The sequence below is a fragment of the Actinoplanes sp. NPDC051411 genome (genome assembly GCF_040682075.1).
Lineage (GTDB): Bacteria > Actinomycetota > Actinomycetes > Mycobacteriales > Micromonosporaceae > Actinoplanes.
This window is the reverse complement of sequence record NZ_JBFBAD010000030.1, coordinates 43,778-60,004: the sequence shown is the minus strand read 5'-3', so window position 1 is coordinate 60,004 and position 16,227 is coordinate 43,778. Positions and strand designations below refer to the sequence as shown.

Annotated in this window: 16 protein-coding genes; 11 read left to right on the top strand and 5 right to left on the bottom strand. The window is 70.4% G+C overall.

What is annotated here, in order from left to right; translation table 11 throughout:
* The coding region (locus tag AB0M88_RS18630; protein ID WP_364103129.1) for an acyl-CoA carboxylase subunit beta at positions 1-1,165 on the bottom strand (1,165 nt) is incomplete at its 3' end.
* Between the two features lie 118 nt (positions 1,166-1,283).
* Here AB0M88_RS18630 and AB0M88_RS18625 point away from each other — a divergent pair.
* From AB0M88_RS18625 to AB0M88_RS18615, 3 genes are read left to right on the top strand one after another with little or no spacing between them, the layout of a single operon-like run.
* Positions 1,284-3,074, top strand: a complete 1,791-nt coding sequence (locus AB0M88_RS18625) for a hypothetical protein (protein ID WP_364103126.1) — start codon at positions 1,284-1,286, stop codon at positions 3,072-3,074.
* Between the two features lie 47 nt (positions 3,075-3,121).
* Complete coding sequence (locus AB0M88_RS18620) at positions 3,122-3,988, top strand: biotin--[acetyl-CoA-carboxylase] ligase (RefSeq protein WP_364103123.1); 867 nt, start codon at positions 3,122-3,124, stop codon at positions 3,986-3,988.
* 4 nt (positions 3,989-3,992) lie between these two features.
* Positions 3,993-4,559, top strand: coding sequence for a PH domain-containing protein (locus tag AB0M88_RS18615; protein WP_364103120.1), 567 nt, complete (start codon positions 3,993-3,995; stop codon positions 4,557-4,559).
* Here AB0M88_RS18615 and AB0M88_RS18610 read toward each other — a convergent pair whose 3' ends face one another.
* Genes AB0M88_RS18610 through AB0M88_RS18600 form a run of 3 tightly spaced genes read right to left on the bottom strand, consistent with a single transcriptional unit; the run spans position 4,560 to position 6,498 of the window.
* Positions 4,560-5,111 (bottom strand): GtrA family protein, encoded by a 552-nt coding sequence (locus AB0M88_RS18610; protein WP_364103117.1) that lies wholly within the window; start codon positions 5,109-5,111, stop codon positions 4,560-4,562. It abuts the gene before it with no gap.
* Between the two features lie 27 nt (positions 5,112-5,138).
* The gene (locus AB0M88_RS18605) at positions 5,139-5,708 is read right to left on the bottom strand and encodes a GtrA family protein (protein ID WP_364103114.1); all 570 of its coding nucleotides are present in this window, start codon (positions 5,706-5,708) and stop codon (positions 5,139-5,141) included.
* A gap of 25 nt (positions 5,709-5,733) precedes the next feature.
* Positions 5,734-6,498 carry a sigma-70 family RNA polymerase sigma factor gene (locus tag AB0M88_RS18600; RefSeq protein ID WP_364103111.1) on the bottom strand — a complete coding sequence of 255 codons (765 nt, stop codon included), beginning with the start codon at positions 6,496-6,498 and terminating at the stop codon, positions 5,734-5,736.
* Between the two features lie 300 nt (positions 6,499-6,798).
* On the opposite strand from AB0M88_RS18600, the gene AB0M88_RS18595 reads away from it, so the two are divergent.
* The 5 genes from AB0M88_RS18595 (at position 6,799) to AB0M88_RS18575 (ending at position 11,864) form a co-directional block, all read left to right on the top strand.
* Complete coding sequence (locus AB0M88_RS18595; RefSeq protein WP_364103226.1) at positions 6,799-8,592, top strand: phosphoenolpyruvate carboxykinase (GTP); 1,794 nt, start codon at positions 6,799-6,801, stop codon at positions 8,590-8,592.
* Positions 8,593-8,716: 124 nt separating this feature from the next.
* The gene (locus tag AB0M88_RS18590; RefSeq protein ID WP_364103108.1) at positions 8,717-9,076 is read left to right on the top strand and encodes a DUF4406 domain-containing protein; all 360 of its coding nucleotides are present in this window, start codon (positions 8,717-8,719) and stop codon (positions 9,074-9,076) included.
* On the top strand, positions 9,076-9,867 hold the full coding sequence (locus tag AB0M88_RS18585; RefSeq protein ID WP_364103105.1) for a DeoR/GlpR family DNA-binding transcription regulator: 792 nt from the start codon (positions 9,076-9,078) through the stop codon (positions 9,865-9,867). Before AB0M88_RS18590 ends, AB0M88_RS18585 begins: the two co-directional genes overlap by 1 nt.
* 78 nt (positions 9,868-9,945) lie before the next feature.
* Positions 9,946-11,061 carry a geranylgeranyl reductase family protein gene (locus AB0M88_RS18580; RefSeq protein WP_364103102.1) on the top strand — a complete coding sequence of 372 codons (1,116 nt, stop codon included), beginning with the start codon at positions 9,946-9,948 and terminating at the stop codon, positions 11,059-11,061.
* Positions 11,062-11,093: 32 nt separating this feature from the next.
* A complete protein-coding gene (locus tag AB0M88_RS18575) occupies positions 11,094-11,864 on the top strand; it encodes an isoprenyl transferase (protein WP_364103099.1) in 771 nt (256 codons plus the stop codon).
* Positions 11,865-11,897: 33 nt separating this feature from the next.
* Here the strand turns inward: AB0M88_RS18575 and otsB are convergent, their stop codons facing one another.
* Positions 11,898-12,707, bottom strand: coding sequence for a trehalose-phosphatase (gene otsB, locus AB0M88_RS18570; RefSeq protein ID WP_364103096.1), 810 nt, complete (start codon positions 12,705-12,707; stop codon positions 11,898-11,900).
* A gap of 241 nt (positions 12,708-12,948) precedes the next feature.
* On the opposite strand from otsB, the gene AB0M88_RS18565 reads away from it, so the two are divergent.
* The 3 genes from AB0M88_RS18565 to AB0M88_RS18555 all read left to right on the top strand — a co-directional run bounded on the left by AB0M88_RS18565 (position 12,949) and on the right by AB0M88_RS18555 (position 16,227).
* Positions 12,949-14,373, top strand: coding sequence for a PhoH family protein (locus AB0M88_RS18565; protein ID WP_364103093.1), 1,425 nt, complete (start codon positions 12,949-12,951; stop codon positions 14,371-14,373).
* Between the two features lie 281 nt (positions 14,374-14,654).
* Positions 14,655-15,365: a lytic transglycosylase domain-containing protein gene (locus AB0M88_RS18560; protein ID WP_364103090.1), complete on the top strand. Its 711-nt coding sequence runs from the start codon at positions 14,655-14,657 to the stop codon at positions 15,363-15,365.
* A 73-nt stretch (positions 15,366-15,438) separates the two neighbouring features.
* The gene (locus tag AB0M88_RS18555) at positions 15,439-16,227 is read left to right on the top strand and encodes a serine protease (RefSeq protein ID WP_364103087.1); all 789 of its coding nucleotides are present in this window, start codon (positions 15,439-15,441) and stop codon (positions 16,225-16,227) included.

The window sequence follows — 16,227 nt, the reverse complement described above, 5'->3', positions numbered from 1 at the left end:
GCGTTAAGCCCCCACCCCACCCCCCCGGCGCCCCCTCAACACCCCCCCCCACGTCGACGAAGGTGACCACCGGAATGTTGAAGGCGTCGCAGGTGCGCACGAAGCGGGCCGCCTTCTCGGAGGCCGCGATGTCGAGGGTGCCCGCGAAGTGCATGGGCTGGTTGGCGACCGCGCCGACCGGGCGTCCTTCGACCCGGCCGAAGCCGACCACGATGTTCTGCGCGTAGAGCGGCTGCACCTCGAGGAAGTCGTCGACGACGGTCTCGACGACCTTCTTGATGTCGTAGGGCTGGTTGGCCGAATCCGGAATGAGCGAATCAAGCGCAAGGTCGGCCTCGGAGGGCGACAGGTCGGCAAGCGACTCGAAGATCGTCGGATCGTCGAGGTTGTTCGACGGCAGATAGGACAGAAGCGCCCGCACGTAGTCGATCGCGTCGTCCTCGTCCGACGCGAGGTAGTGGGCGTTGCCGCTGCGGGTGTTGTGGGTGCGGGCCCCACCCAGTTCCTCCATGCCGACCTCTTCGCCGGTGACCGTCTTGATCACGTCGGGACCGGTGATGAACATGTGCGAGGTCTGGTCGACCATGACCGTGAAGTCGGTGATGGCCGGAGAGTAGACGGCTCCGCCCGCGCACGGACCCATGATCAGCGAGATCTGCGGGATGACGCCGCTGGCCCGCACGTTGCGGAAGAAGATGTCGGCGTAGAGCCCGAGCGCGACCACACCCTCCTGGATGCGGGCGCCGCCCGAGTCGTTGATCCCGATGATCGGGCAGCCGATCTTCATGGCCAGGTCGAGCACCTTGACGATCTTTTCGCCGAAGACCTCGCCGAGCGATCCGCCGAAGACCGTGAAGTCCTGGGAGAAGACGCAGACCTGGCGGCCGTCGACCGTGCCGTGGCCGGTGACCACGCCGTCGCCGTAGGGCCGATTCTTCTCGAGCCCGAAGTTGGTCGACCGGTGCCGGGCCAGCTCGTCGAGCTCGACGAACGAACCCTCGTCGAGCAGCATCTCGATGCGTTCGCGCGCGGTCTTCTTGCCCCGCGAGTGCTGTTTCTCGACCGCCCGGGCCGAGCCGGCGTGCACGGCCTCGTCGGTGCGGTGGGCCAGGTCGGCGAGCTTGCCGGCGGTGGTGTGGATGTCTGCGTCCTGCTGCGTCGTCACCGGGTTCCTCGCGCTCTCGAACGACAGTTCAGGGATCTCCGGTGATCGTAATGCGGGTTCGGGTCCCGCGTCGCTACGGGTGCGTTTCGCACTCAATGCCCCATTCGTTACGTCTGGCGTGACCAACTGGATGACCGCGGCCGGGCTCGCCTTCATCGCAGGCGGCATCGCCACGCTGATCTGCCTCCGTTCCGTCCTGTTCGGGCGCCCCAAACAGCCGGAGGGGCGGGCCGAGCCGAAGGGGCGGGCCGAGCTGGAAGGGCGGCGGCCCAGGTCGGAAGGGCGGCCCGGGTCGGAAGGGCGCCCCCGGCAGCTCGAAGGGCGTGCTGAGCAGCCGGGCGTGCGCGCCCGGCCGTTGGAAAGCCGCGCCCGGCCGGCAGAAGGCCGCGGGAAGCGCTCGGAAGGCCGAGCCCAGCGCGAGCGCGAACGGTCGACGGCGGAGCGTGCCCGGCGTTCGTCCCCGCGGGAGCGGACGCGGACCGAGATCCCCCGACGGCCGTCCCTCGCCGAGGCCGCCCTCACCGAAACCGCCGACCTGGACCTGCCGACCGCCCGGCGAGCCTCCTGGACCGAGTTCGACCAGCCAGTCTTCGGCGAGCCGGAGTTCGGCCGGCGAGACACCGGCCAGTCAGAGTTCGATCAGCCCGAGTTCGATCCGGCAGGCTTCGATCCGGCAGGGTTCGATCAGGCGGATTGTGGCCAGCCGGAGTTTGATCGGCCGGAGACACGCCAGCCGGAGTTCGATCGGCCGGAGACACGCCGGGCGGAGTTCGATCGGCCGGAGACGCGCCGGGCGGAGTTCGATCGGCCGGAGGCGCGCCGGCCGGACACCCCGCGACAGAGCCGCCGCCACGCGAGCCTCGACGACGACGATCTCCCCGGCGGCCTGGCCTCGATCGGTCTGGCCGACGAGGCCGACCGCCTCGCGGAGGAGACCGCGCTCACCGAGGAGCCTTCGGCTCCCTCCCACCGGACGGCTCCGGCCGAGCCGGGGCTGGTCACTCCAGGCGAGGAGGAGTCCCGCCCGATTTCCGTACGCGGGGTGGACCGTTCCGACCCCGCCTACGGCAGTCGGGTCGCCGACTGGGTCCGCCCCGAGTACCACGACGACCCCGCCGAGCCCTCAGCCGGCGAATATTGGACCCCTGTCCCGATCCAGAATCTCGACCTGCCCGACGACGACCCGGAACCGTCGGCCCGCGGCTACGGCTGGCCGACCCAGGTCGAACGTCTCCCGGCCGTGCCGGACTACGAACCGGCCACCGGCTTCGACCTCACCCCGGTAGCCAGCGAACCGACCGAACTCGTCCCCACCTGGCCCCCGCTGCCCGCCGAGCGTCGCCGCCGGTCGCCCCGGCGCCGCCGCTCGCGGGACGATCACCGCCGCTCCCGGGAGGACCGCCGCAGCTCGCCGGACGACCATCGCGGCCGGCCCGACGAGCTCAGCAGCCCACCTGCCGCGTTCAGCAGCCCAGCGGTCGATCTCAGCAGCCTGCTGGACGAACGCCGGGATGTGCCGGTCGAGCCGAGCGGCCTGCTGGACGACCGGGGCATGCCGGACGAACTGGGCGGCCCGCTGGACGAGCGCCGCGACGTGCCGGTCGAGCTCGGTGGCCTGCTGGACGAGCGCCCGGGAAAGCCGGGCGGCCGGCTCGACGAGCACCACGGTGTGCCGGACGAGCGCCAAGTCAGAGTCCCGGTCTCGTGGGCGGGCCGCAACACCAAGCCGGCCGACAACCGGTTCCTCGAGAACGAGCCCCGCCGGCCGCTCTCCGCCGACGCGGACCAGCGCTTCCGTGCGCCGACCGGCGAGCCCGAACGCCGCCGCCCCCGCCCGCGCCCCCGCCCCGCCGCCAGCCCGGACAACAACGTCTATGTGAGCCGCCACGCCGCCGACCCCCCGCTGTAATCAAGGCCGGCGCTCTCCACCACCTGGGACCGGCCTACGCTCGACAGATGGCCTCGCCCTACTCCGACCTCGACCGGCCGCCGCTCTCCTCCCGGGCCCTGAGCCGCGCCCTGCTCATCCCGGGCGCGTTCTGGTCGCGGCTGGACGTCCGGGCCGAGACCGGTTCGACCAACGCCGACGCGATCGAGGCCGCCCACCACGGCGAGCCCGAGGGCCTGGTCGTCGTGGCCGAGCAGCAGTCGGCCGGCCGGGGGCGCCGGGATCGCCAGTGGACGTCGCCGCCCCGGGCCGGCCTCACGCTGAGTGTGCTGCTGCGGCCGGGCCGGCCCGACCGGGAGAAGGGCTGGGCGCCCGCGTCTCCGGCCGCCTTCAGTTGGCTGCCGCTGCTGGCCGGGGTGGCGCTGCGGGAGGCCGTGCACCGGGTCGCCGAGGTCGACGCCAGCCTGAAGTGGCCCAACGACCTGCTGATCAAGGATGCGCAGAGTCATGTGGGCAAGGGCGCCGGCATCCTCGCCGAGATGAGCGGTGAGGCGGTCGTCGTCGGGATCGGGCTCAACGTGAGCACGCGGGCCGACGAGTTGCCGGAGACGACCGGGCTGCCCGCCACCTCGCTGCGGGTCGCCGGTGCGGCGCATGTCGACCGCGAACCGCTGCTGCGGGCCCTGCTGCGGGGCGTCGCCGACTGGTATGAGGGCTGGCGCGAGGCCGACGGCGACGCCGAGTTGTGTGGGCTGCTCGCGGCGTACCGGCGGGGTTGTTCGACGATCGACCAGGACGTCCGGGTGCTGTTGCCGGGCGGCGGTGAGCTGACCGGCCGCGCGACCGCGGTCGACCCGGACGGCCGGTTGGTGGTCCGTACGGCTGACGACCGTGACCATCACGTCTCGGCCGGTGACGTCCTGCACGTACGCTGACCGCGTGGCGTTTCCCGACGATGTGCTGGCCGACGAGGAGGAGCTTGTCCTCCACCTCCATCCGCACTGGAGGGTCGCGGCCGGCCCGGTGTTGCTCCTGCTGGTGGCCCTGGCCGTCATGATCGTCACGTGGGTGATGCTTCCGCAGAATCAGGGCGGGCTGCTGGCCTTCGGCGTGGTCGCGCTGATCATGCTTTATTACGCCGTTCGATACGGCGTCCGCCCGCTCGCCGAGTGGCGCTGCACCCATTACGTGGTGACCGACGAGCGCATCGTGCTGCAGGACGGCGTGATCGCCCGGGAGCGGCGTGACCTGCCGCTCAACCGGATCAACGACCATGCGGTGAGCCAGTCCCTGGTCGACCGGATGACCGGCGCCGGGACGCTGACCGTCACCTCGATCGGCGACGAGCCCGCGGTGCTGGCCGCCGTCCCCCGCGCGTACGAGTTGCAGACCCTGCTCTACGAGCTGATCGAGAGTCTTCCCGAGGACGAGGAAGAAGAGGATGAGCCGGAGCCCGAGGTGCCGGCCCAGCGCCGCGGCCGGTTCGGCCGGCGCACGCCCAGATGACTAGCGGGGGTCGAACTGCAGGTCGAGCGCGGCCACACTGCCCGCCTCGTCTTCCGCGCTCAGCTCGGCGAAACCGGCCGTGGCGTCCAGGTCGGCGATCGCGGCCTCGTGCCCGTCGACCGGCGGCTTGAGGAACACGAACGTGCGGTAGGCCCAGAACCGGAACACCGTGGCGATCAGGATGCCGATCACGGTGACGCCCATGAAGGCGAACTTGTCCTTGTCCTCGGTGAGGCCGAAGCCGTACTTCCCGATCGCCACCGCGCCGGACTGGATGACCATGCCGACCAGGTTGAACCCGAAGAACAGGACGTATTCGCGCCGGAGCGCGGTGCGGGTGTGGTTGCGGTAGGTCCAGTAGCGGTTGGCGATGTACGCCAGCGTGGTCGTGATCACCGTGGCGACGACACTGGCCTTGACCGCGCCGATCGGCAGTGCCGCCCACGTGATCGCCATGTAGAGCAGCGTGTTGCCGGCGCCGATGACGCCGAACGCGATGGCTTCCGGGGCGAAATGGCGTATGCGTTCGATCAGCGAGGTGCCTGAGGGCATTGGGCTACCTTACGGGAGGGTCGACGATCACGCCGAGTCACTAAGGGGTGAAGAAGGCGGCGTCACAGTAGCCGCACGCGTGTCGTCCCGCAGGTCATGGCCGTCGTCTGCCGGGCCGGCCGTGTCGGGGAACACAAAGCGTCGATAGGACCAGAACCGGAACAGTGTGCCGGCGGCGGTGCCGACGATCTGCGCCGAGAGGTTGTCGGCGAGGCGGCTCTGGAAGGCCGGCCAGATCGCGCCGAGGCCGTAGTGGCTGATCGCGAGGCAGCCGAGCCCGATGCCCAGGCCGATCGCGTTGAGCACGAAGAACATGGTGTATTGCCGGGCCATGTGGGTGTGGGCCCGGTGCCGCCAGGTCCAGAAGCGGTTGCCGAGGAACGCGACGGTGGTCGCCACCACGGTCGAGATCAGCTTGGCGACCAGGGTCTCGGCGCCCGCGCCGAGCATCAGATTGAAGATGACGGTGTCGATCGTGAACGAGATCGCGCCCACCGTGCCGAACTTGCCGAGCTCCCGCACCAGCCCGCGAAGCTTGGCGCGCAGGCCGGTGGGCGGGGTGTCGGGCACGGACCCGAGAGTACCGGCGGCTGTCACGGAACGCAGTTTTCGTTCGCGAGTCTTAACCACTGCTCCCGGCATGGTGACGCTGCCGGTACGGACGGTGGCGGAACCCGTCGATCTCGCTCAGCTCGGCCAGTCTCCCCCGGCATTCGGCGCACCAGCCGAGGTGGGCGCTCATCCGGCCGGCGTCCCGGGCCGCGAGCCGGCCTCGGAGCTGGCCGCCCAGCCGGTCGCCGGCCCAGCGGCACTCGGGGTGCTCGGCCGCGGCGACGTGCTGCTGGAGGTAGAGGCTGCGCAGGCCCTCGCGGGCGCGGTGGGCGAGCACGGCGACGGCGTTCGGCGTCATCCCGAGTACGCCCGCGACCTCGGCCGGGGTGTTGCCCTCGACCTCGGTCTGCCAGAGGACGTCCTGCCAGCGGGGCGGGAGTTTGCGGAAGGCGGCCGCGGCGTACGACCGTTCGAGCCGGTCGAGGGCCGGGTCGGTGAACGGCAGGCCCTCGTCGTACCGGGTCAGGTCGTCGGTGAACTCGAGCCGCCGGTCGCGGCGGGCCCGGTGGTAGCAGACGTGCCGCATGGTCGTGTGCAGGTAGGCCCGGAACGCGACCAGTGGTCCCCGTCCGGCCCGCAGCGAGGCGAACACCTTGGCGAACGTCTCGGCGACCAGATCGTCGGCGTCGGCCGGGTCGCGGGCCAACCCGTACGCCAGTTGCCGCGCCGATCCCCGGTGCCGTTCGTAAAGCGTGCCGAACGCGCCGGTATCGCCGGCGCGGACGGCGGTCAGGAGAGCGGTGTCGGAGTCCTGCTCGCTGCCCGGGATCGTCATTCCTGCCTCCTGCGGGCGGGATGGGAGGAAAACCCGATTACGCGCAGCTTAGGTCCTTATGCCCGTTTTGCGAAAGGCGCCGATCGGCCGGTCGCGGACTGACCGTTTGTCGTCACACGCTCACTACTGCGCATGGGAGCGACGAATCGAACGTCTACGCGCACGGCGACCATAGATTGTGCGGTTGTCCACAAGAACTGCCGATGAATAAGACCAGAATCCGCCTTAGTCTGACGTGACTCCCGTGACCCGGCCGCCCGTGCGGCCCGATCGGTCATTGGTCAGTGACGACCGAAGGAGATCACCGTGCCCCACGCCCGCCTTCTGAAGTGGATCGAAGAAGTCGCCGCTCTGACCACTCCCGACCGGATCGTCTGGTGCGACGGATCGGAAGCCGAGTGGACCGGCCTCACCGACGCCCTCGTCGAATCCGGCGCGCTGGTCCGGCTCGACCCGGCCAAGAAGCCCAACTCGTTCTGGGCCCGCACCGACCCCGGGGACGTCGCCCGGGTGGAAGAACGCACCTTCATCTGCTCGGTCGACGAGGCCGACGCCGGCCCGACCAACAACTGGATGGCGCCGGCCGAGATGAAGGCGACCATGACCGTCTTCTACCGGGGCTGCATGCGCGGCCGGACGATGTACGTCGTCCCGTTCTGCATGGGCCCGCTCGACGCGCCGGAGCCGATGTTCGGCGTCGAGCTGACCGACAGCCCGTACGTGGTGGCCAGCATGCGGATCATGACCCGGATGGGCGCCGACGTCCTGGCGGCGATGGGCGACGACGCCGACTTCGTGCCCGCGCTGCACTCCGTCGGTGCACCGCTGTCGCCGGGGGAGAAGGACGTGCCCTGGCCCTGCAACAAGACGAAGTACATCTCGCACTTCCCGGAGACCCGCGAGATCTGGTCGTTCGGCTCCGGCTACGGCGGCAACTCGCTGCTCGGCAAGAAGTGCTACGCGCTGCGCATCGCCAGCGTGGCCGCCCGCGACGAGGGCTGGCTCGCCGAGCACATGCTGATCATGAAGCTGACGTCGCCCGAGGGGCAGGTCCGCTACATCGCGGGCGCGTTCCCGTCGGCCTGTGGCAAGACCAACCTGGCCATGCTCGAGCCGACGATCCCCGGCTGGAAGGTCGAGACGGTCGGGGACGACATCGCCTGGATGCGGTTCGGCGAGGACGGCCGGCTGTGGGCCACCAACCCCGAGTTCGGGCTGTTCGGCGTCGCCCCGGGCACGGATTTCCACACCAACCCCAACGCGATGCGCACGCTCGCCCGCGGCAACTCGGTCTTCACCAACGTCGCCCTCACCGACGACGGTGACATCTGGTGGGAGGGTATGGGCGAGCCGCCCGCGCACCTCACCGACTGGAAGGGCAAAGACTGGACCCCCGACTCGGACGGCCCGTCGAGCCACCCGAACAGCCGCTTCTGCACCCCGATCGAGCAATGCCCGATCCTCGCCGACGAATACCACGACCCGCGCGGCGTGCCGATCGACGCGATCCTGTTCGGTGGTCGCCGCAAGACCACGGTGCCGCTGGTCACCGAGGCCCGCGACTGGGTGCACGGCGTCTACATGGGAGCCACCCTCTCGTCGGAGACGACGGCCGCCGCGGTCGGCCAGGTGGGTGTCGTACGCCGCGACCCGATGGCGATGCTGCCGTTCATCGGCTACCACGCCGGCGACTACTTCCAGCACTGGATCGACATGGCCAAGGGCGCCACCGGCGACGCCGCGAGGCTCCCCAAGGTCTTCTACGTCAACTGGTTCCGCCGCGGTGACGATGGCGGCTTCCTGTGGCCGGGGTTCGGCGAGAACAGCCGCGTCCTCAAGTGGATCTGCGATCGACTCGACGGCAAGGGCGCCGCGGTCGAGACGCCGATCGGCCACGTACCGACCCCGGACGCGCTCGACCTGAGCGGCCTCGACCTGACCCCGGCCGAGCTGGAAGCCGTCCTGCGCGTCGACACCGACGAGTGGCTGGCCGAGATCCCCCAGGTCACCGCGTGGTTCGAGAAGTTCGGCGACAAGCTCCCGGCCGTTCTCTGGGCCGAGCTCGACGCTCTGAAAGCCCGCCTCTCCGCCTGACCCTGGTTGTTCCCCTCGCCTCGCTCCGCATCGGCGCCCCGGTGCGGAGCGAGGCACCTCTTTCTGTACGCATTCCGGACGCGCGTTCTTGCACGTTCTTGCCGAGTGTTGCTAGTTTCACCGCATGCTGATTCTCATCGCCGGGCCCTACCGCTCCGGCACCGGCGACGACCCCGCCCTGCTCGAGCGCAACCTGCGGCGGCTGGAGAGCGCGTCCTGGCCGATCTTCCAGGCCGGGCACGTCCCGATGATCGGCGAGTGGGTCGCGCTGCCGGTGCTGCGCGAAGCCGGGGGCACGAGCGTGGCCGACCCGATCGCCGGCAAAATCATGTATCCGACGGCCGAGCGGCTCCTCGAGCACTGCGACGCCGTCCTCCGGCTCGAAGGCGCCTCGACCGGCGCCGACCAGGACGTCGCCCTGGCCCGGCAGCGCGGCCTCCCGGTCTACTTCGATCTCGCCGAGGTCCCGGGAGTGGAGGCCTGATGCTCGCCGCCCAGCGCCGCGACCTGCTGCTGACCCGGCTGCGCGACGAGGGCCGCATCGTCGCCAAAGACCTCGCCACCGAGCTCGGCATCTCCGAGGACAGCATCCGGCGCGACCTGCGCGACCTGGCCGCCGAGGGCCTCTGCCAGCGGGTTTACGGCGGAGCGCTGCCGGCGGCCCGCGCCGAGGCCGACTACGCCACCCGGCGCCGGGTCGAACCCGACAGCAAATCGGCCGTGGCCCGCCGCGCCGCCGACCTGATCCGCCCCGGCATGACCGTCATCCTCGACGGTGGCACCACCACATTGGCCGTGGTCCAGCAGCTTCCCCCCGACCTGGCCGCGACCGTGGTCACCCACAGCCCGACCATCGCCGCCGCCCTGGTCCCGCACCCGGCCATAGACATCTATCTGATCGGCGGCCGCGTCTACAAACACTCCGCGGTGTCCTGCGGCGCCGCCGCGGCCGAGGCGGCGGCCGGCATCAACGCCGACCTGTTCCTGCTCGGCGTCACCGGCGTCCACCCGGACGCCGGCCTGACCACCGGCGACCCCGACGAGGCCGCGATGAAACGCACCCTGTCCCGCCGCGCCGCCGACACGTACGTCCTGGCCAGCAACGAGAAGATCGGCGCCGTCTCCGACTTCACCGTCCTGCCGCTGGACGAACTGGCCGGCCTCGTCACCGACGCCGACCCGGAGTCGCCGCAGCTGCGCCGCCTGGCCACCCGGACGACCATCCTCCGAGCGGGCAACCCGGCAGCGGTGGACCGCCCCGCGAAGCTGTCATAGCCGGCTGCCGAACTCGGCCCCATTGTGGAGCCATGCCCGGGTACCAGCCTCGGGCGCCGGTTCGCACAGACTTGGCGGATGGACGAGTTCGATGTCGTGGTCATCGGGGCCGGGCCGGCCGGGGCGGCGGCCGCTCTGGCGGCCCGGAGAAAGGGCGCGACCGTTCTCCTGCTCGACCGGGACGACTTTCCGCGGGACAAGCCGTGTGGCGACGGCATCGCGGCCGAGGCGCTCGACGTGCTGAAGGACCTCGGCGTCCCGGATGCGGCCGGCGGCTACCCCGCTGTGCCGCGGCTGCGGCTGGTCGGGCCCGGCGGCGCGGCCGTCGCTCGCGAACTGCCACGGGCGGCTCACACCGTTCCCCGCCGGGTGTTCGACGCGCGGCTGGTCGCGGCGGCGGTCGCGGCCGGGGCCGAACTGCGGCGGCACGCTGTGAGAAAGATCGCGGAAACCGGCGGCGGGGTGGTCGTCGACGGTCGTTTTCGCGGGCACGTATTAATAGGTGCGGACGGCGCGACGTCGATCGTCCGGCGGGCGGTTGGCGAAACCGTGAATCCGCCCGGGCATCTGGCGTTCGCGCTTCGCGGCTACGCGCCGACGGCGAACACGGACGAGCAGCTGATCGTCACCACGCGGCAGCAGTGGCCGGCGTACGCGTGGGAGTTCCCGATCGGCGACGGCACCGCCAACGTCGGCTACGGCGAGGTGCTGCGCGGGCGGGCGCTCTCCCGGGCGTACCTCGAACGGCGCCTGCGCGAGATGCTGCCCGGCGCCGAGCCGACCGGCCTGCGTGGGCACCACCTGCCGTTGTCGACCCGGCGTCCGGCGCCGGTGAGAGGCCGCGTTCTCCTGGCCGGCGACGCGTTGTCGCTGATCAACCCGTTCACCGGCGAGGGCATCTTCTACGCCGTGCTGTCCGGGGCGCTCGCGGGGGAGGCGGCCGCCCGGCGGGATCCGGCCGCCTACCGGATCGCCCTGCGCCGGCGTCTCGGCCGGCACCTTCGCCACTCCAGGCTGGTCGCTCTGCTGAGCCGGGAGCCGCGGGTGGTCGACGCGGCGGTGCGGGCGGCCGACCGGGACGGCAGGGTTTTCCGCCGGATGGTGGAGTTGGGGCTCGGTGACGGGGTTTTCGACCTTCGCACGATCGGGCGCATCCTCGGCGAGACGGTCCGCCGGCACCCGGCCACCCCTTGAGCGCGCGGAGGGGAGGGCTAGGGTTTGAGGCGATGAGTGTGTGGTCCTTGATTTATTCGATCTACGAGCGTCGCCTCGCCGGCAAGCTGATCGGCAAACCCGTCCCGCGGCATGTCGGGGTGATGTGCGACGGCAATCGGCGCTGGGCCCGGGAGATGGGCTTCGTCGACCCCAACGACGGCCACCGCGTCGGCGCGGCCCGGGTCAAGGAGCTGCTGACCTGGTGCGACCAGGCGGGCATCAAGCACGTCACGCTCTACCTTCTGGCCACCGACAACCTGCGCCGCCCGGCGAGCGAGCTCGACCCGCTGGTGCAGATCATCGAGGACCTGGCGACCGAGCTGGCCGAGGACGGCAACCCGTGGCGCCTGCGCATGGTCGGCGCGCTCGACCTGCTGCCCGGCTCGACCGCGGCGACGCTCAAGGCGGCCCAGGAGAAGACCCGCGACCGCACGGTCGGCGTCGAGGTCAACATGGCGGTCGGCTACGGCGGCCGGCGCGAGATCGCCGACGCGGTCCGCTCGCTGCTGCACGAGCAGGCGGCGGCCGGGCGCACGATCGAGGAGATGGCCGAGATCCTCGACGTCGAGCACATCGCCGAGCATCTCTACACGCGCGGCCAGCCCGACCCCGACCTGGTCATCCGCACCAGCGGCGAACAGCGGCTGTCGGGCTTCCTGCTCTGGCAGTCGGCGCACTCCGAGTTCTATTTCCACGACGCTAACTGGCCCGACTTCCGCCGCGTCGACTTCCTGCGGGCGCTGCGCTCCTATGCCAGCCGGCAACGGCGCTACGGCGCCTGAGCGCGTACGGAAAAAGAAGCGTCAGCGACAGTCTCAGCGGAAGGTCTTCAGACCAGCCGCCAGGAACTCGGCCACCGCCTCGGGTGAGTCGAGCGTCAGGTCGGCCGCGTTGGAGACCTCGGTCCCGGTTTCGGGGTTGGCGACCGCGACTGCCATGCCGAAGAACGCCGGATCGACCGCCTCCCGCGCCCGCAGCGCGTCGAACGCCTTGATGTCTGACATGTCATCCCCGAAATACCAGGCGCAGGCGGCGTTCCGCACGCCCTCGGTGATCACCATGCCCTTGTCCTGATCGACCGGCGGCTTGAGCTCGACCACCATCCGGCCCGCCTGGATCTTGAGGCCGTGGCGTTCGGCCTGCTCGTGGCTCCACTGCTCGACCTGGGCCGCCAGCTGGGGCGCCGTGCGGTAGTGCAGGGCGACCGAAAGGCGCTTGAACTCCACCAGAGTCGCCGATGGCAGCTCGGTGCGTGCCCGCTCGGCCAGGTCCTCCATGGCCGGCACCCAGGGAAGCGCGGCCGGTTCGGTGACGACCTCGCCCTCGTGCCACACCTCGAGCCCGTAGAGGCCGTAGAGGTCGACCCGTTCGAGGGAGGCGAACCGCGACCGGAGGAAGCTGACCGGCCGGGCGGAGACGATCGCCACCCGCCGGACGGCCGTGGCCAACTGCTCGAGCACCCCGGGCACGGCCGGAACCGGCTGCGAGGCGTCCGGGTCGTCGGTGACCGGCGACAGGACGCCGTCGAAGTCGAAGAAGAAGGTGCTTTCGCAGGCCCGCTCGGCGGTGAACTCCCACGCCTGTGCGGTGGTCGGGGGATGTGTGGGGCGCGCGCTCTCTGCCACGTCGTCAGATTACCCGCCCGGAGTCCGACTGCACGGGGCTCACCGGCAACGCGGTACTACCGGGTTTGCTTGTTGACCGCTAGCGTTTGTGCCATGGCACGGGGTCATCCCGGGCCAACCGGCCGGCCCGGACCTGCGACAAGTGCGCCACGGGGCCCGCATCCCGACCCCGTGCATGCGAAGGGTGCCGGAGGTGGCGGACCGCGGGCGTTCCGGGTTGCACGCCCGCTGGAGCAGGCCTGTGACATCTCGCCGATCTGACGCCGTGGTCGCTTCACCAGCTGCGAAGGCTGACCCGGCCGCCAAAGTCTCCAGGAGCCGCGCCGCCACGGGTCGCCAGACCCGTGACCGGCATGCCGAATCGGAGCCGGCCCCTTCGGGCCGCGTCTTCGTCCTGGACACCTCGGTCCTGCTGTCCGACCCGGCGGCGTTCCGCCGGTTCACCGACCATGAGGTCGTGATTCCCCTCGTGGTGATCTCCGAGTTGGAGGGCAAGCGTCACCATCCCGAGCTGGGCTGGTTCGCGCGGCAGTCGCTGCGCATGCTCGACGAGTTGCGGATCAAGTACGGCCGGCTCGATCAGCCCGTGCTGTGCAACGACGAGGGCGGGACGCTGCGGGTCGAGCTGAATCACGCCGACCAGAGTGTCCTGCCCCTGGGGTTCCGCAACGACTCCAACGACACGCGCATCCTCTCCGTGGCGCTCGGCATGGCCGCCGAGGGCCGCGACGTCACGCTGGTGAGCAAGGACATGCCGCTGCGGGTGAAGGCGGCGGCGGTGGGCATCACCGCCGACGAATACCGCCACGGCCAGGCCAGCGATCCGACCTGGACCGGCATGTCCGACCTCAAGCTCGGCGAGGACCAGGTCGGCGCGCTCTACGCGGGTGAGGAACTGCAGCTCGAGGAGGCGGAAAACCTGCCCTGCCACACCGGGCTGGTCATCCACTCGTCGAAGGGCTCGGCGCTGGCCCGGGTCAACCCCGACAAGTCGGTGCGGCTGGTGCGCGGTGACCGGGAGGCGTTCGGCATCCGGGGTCGCTCGGCCGAGCAGCGGGTGGCACTCGACCTGCTGCTGGACGAGTCGATCGGCATCGTCTCGCTGGGCGGCCGGGCGGGCACCGGCAAGTCGGCGCTGGCGCTGTGCGCGGGCCTCGAGGCGACGATGGAGCGCAACCGCCACAAGAAGGTCATCGTCTTCCGCCCGCTCTACGCGGTCGGCGGCCAGGAGCTGGGTTATCTGCCCGGCTCCGAGGCGGAGAAGATGTCGCCCTGGGCGCAGGCGGTGTTCGACACGCTCGGCGCGGTCGTCCACGGCAACGTGATGGAGGAGGTCATGGCCCGGGGGATGCTCGAGGTGCTGCCGCTGACCCACATCCGGGGCCGGAGCCTGCACGACGCGTTCGTGATCGTCGATGAGGCGCAGTCGCTGGAACGCAACGTGCTGCTGACCGTGCTGTCCCGGATCGGCCAGGGTTCGCGGGTCGTGCTGACCCACGACGTGGCCCAGCGGGACAACCTGCGGGTGGGCCGGCACGACGGCGTCACCGCGGTGATCGAGGCGCTCAAGGGCCACCCGATCTTCGCCCACGTGACCCTGACCCGGTCCGAGCGGTCACCCATTGCTGAAGTGGTCACCGATCTTCTTGAGGAGGTACCTCTCTGAGGTGACGGGAGGATGTGAGATTTGACCGGGTTTACGCTCTCGTGACCTATGAGCAATGTCACATAGGCGCGCGGTCGTTTCACATCCACTTCACGTTGCGCCATGGTGTCTGGCGAGCGCCAAACCGTGGTCATCAACGTCGAAGATCGACTTGTGGCCACCGCCTCGATCGAAACTGATCGAGGTGGCGGCCCGTCGAGGTCGCGGTGCTCGCGGCACGGACACCCGCCTTCGGGCTGGTCGGACGGGCCGCGTCATTGCCCCCGACGAAGGGATACTTCGTGAATCGGCTCTGGAGCCGGGTCGGAGTTCGAGCCACCTCGGTGGGCCTGCTGGCGGCAGGTCTGGCCGGCGGCATCTACCTCGGACAGGACCGGGAAGTCCAGCAGCGGAGCGCCGAAGCCCAGGTCGCCGTGCAGGTCGATGTTGACGACATGCAGCTGCTCAAACAACGTCAGAGCGAGCACGCGGCCGCCCGCGCGTGGCAGCGCCAGGCCGAGGGTGACGCCGCCGAGAAGGCGGCCGCCGAGGCCAAGGACGCAGCCGGCAAGGCGCACCAGCTCGAACAGAAGGTCATCGACCAGAAGAAGGCGGCGACCGAACAGAAGAAGAAGGAGTCCTCGGGCTCCAGCTCGTCCAGCGGTGGCCCGGTGGCCTACACCGGCGACATCCCGAGCTCCTGCAACGAATACACGGGCAGCCGCAAGACGGGCTGCGCGCTGATGCTCGACGCGGGGTTCAAGATCGACCAGTTCCCGTGCCTCGACAAGCTGTGGAAGAAGGAGAGTGGCTGGAACTACAAGGCCACCAACTCCGGCAGCGGGGCGTTCGGCATCCCGCAGGCCCTTCCGGGCAGCAAGATGGCGAAGTTCGGCGACGACTGGAAGAGCAACCCGGCGACCCAGATCAAGTGGGGTCTCGACTACATCGAGGGCCGGTACGACACACCGTGTGGGGCCTGGGAGCACTCCCAGAACACCGGCTGGTACTAGCCCGACAAAGCTGCACAAAACGGGCCGCGCGGCAAATCGCCCGCGGCCCGTTTCGCTATGGTCCAATGTCTGCATGGTCCGAATTGTCGCGTCACTGCTGATGGCGGTCGTCTTCACGGCCGCGCCGGCCGGCGCCGACACGAGGCACGGTCCCACCCGCGCGGTCCAGCCGATCACCGAGGTGGTAGGCGGGCAACTGGCGCCGACCGGCCGGTTCCCGTGGATGATCCGGCTCTCCATGGGATGCGGCGGTGCGCTGGTCGCCCCCCGCGTCGTCCTCACCGCCGGGCACTGCGTCGACGGCACCGGACGCAACACCACCATCAAGGCGGTCGCCGGCGTGACCGACCTGAAGTCGGCCCAGGCGCTCACCGCCAAGTCGGTGCGGGTCATCCGGGCGGACGGGTTCGAGGACGAGACCAAGGGCCGCGACTGGGCGGTCATCCAGCTCAACAAGAAGCTGCCGCTGCAGACCCTCCCGCTCGTCCAGGGGCCGGGCGACGAGGGCGTGTTCACGGTCATGGGCTGGGGCCAGATCCGCGAGGACTCGATGCGCCAGGAGCGGCGGCTGCACTTCGCAACCGTACCGACCGTGCCCGACGCGACGTGCGCCGCCGAATACCGCAAGGCCGGGGTCAAGCTGGTCGCCGCCGAGTCGATCTGCGCCGGCAAGAGCGGGGTCGACACCTGCCAGGGTGACTCCGGCGGCCCGATGATCGGCCGCGACAACACCGGCGAATGGGTCCAGGTCGGCATCGTCAGCTGGGGCCTCGGCTGCGCCCGTGACGGTTATCCAGGGGTTTACACCCAGATCTCCGCATTCCGCGGCGCGATCGAACAGGCGATTCGCCAACTCGGCTGA

Excerpts from the sequence above, each read along its gene's own strand:
- AB0M88_RS18620 (WP_364103123.1), top strand. The coding sequence starts at position 3,122 with ATGGCCTCGCCCTACTCCGACCTCGACCGGCCGCCGCTCTCCTCCCGG.
- AB0M88_RS18600 (WP_364103111.1), bottom strand. The coding sequence starts at position 6,498 with ATGACGATCCCGGGCAGCGAGCAGGACTCCGACACCGCTCTCCTGACC.
- AB0M88_RS18575 (WP_364103099.1), top strand. The coding sequence starts at position 11,094 with ATGAGTGTGTGGTCCTTGATTTATTCGATCTACGAGCGTCGCCTCGCC.
- AB0M88_RS18555 (WP_364103087.1), top strand. The coding sequence starts at position 15,439 with ATGGTCCGAATTGTCGCGTCACTGCTGATGGCGGTCGTCTTCACGGCC.
- AB0M88_RS18585 (WP_364103105.1), top strand. The coding sequence starts at position 9,076 with ATGCTCGCCGCCCAGCGCCGCGACCTGCTGCTGACCCGGCTGCGCGAC.
- AB0M88_RS18610 (WP_364103117.1), bottom strand. The coding sequence starts at position 5,111 with ATGCCCTCAGGCACCTCGCTGATCGAACGCATACGCCATTTCGCCCCG.
- AB0M88_RS18580 (WP_364103102.1), top strand. The coding sequence starts at position 9,946 with ATGGACGAGTTCGATGTCGTGGTCATCGGGGCCGGGCCGGCCGGGGCG.
- AB0M88_RS18590 (WP_364103108.1), top strand. The coding sequence starts at position 8,717 with ATGCTGATTCTCATCGCCGGGCCCTACCGCTCCGGCACCGGCGACGAC.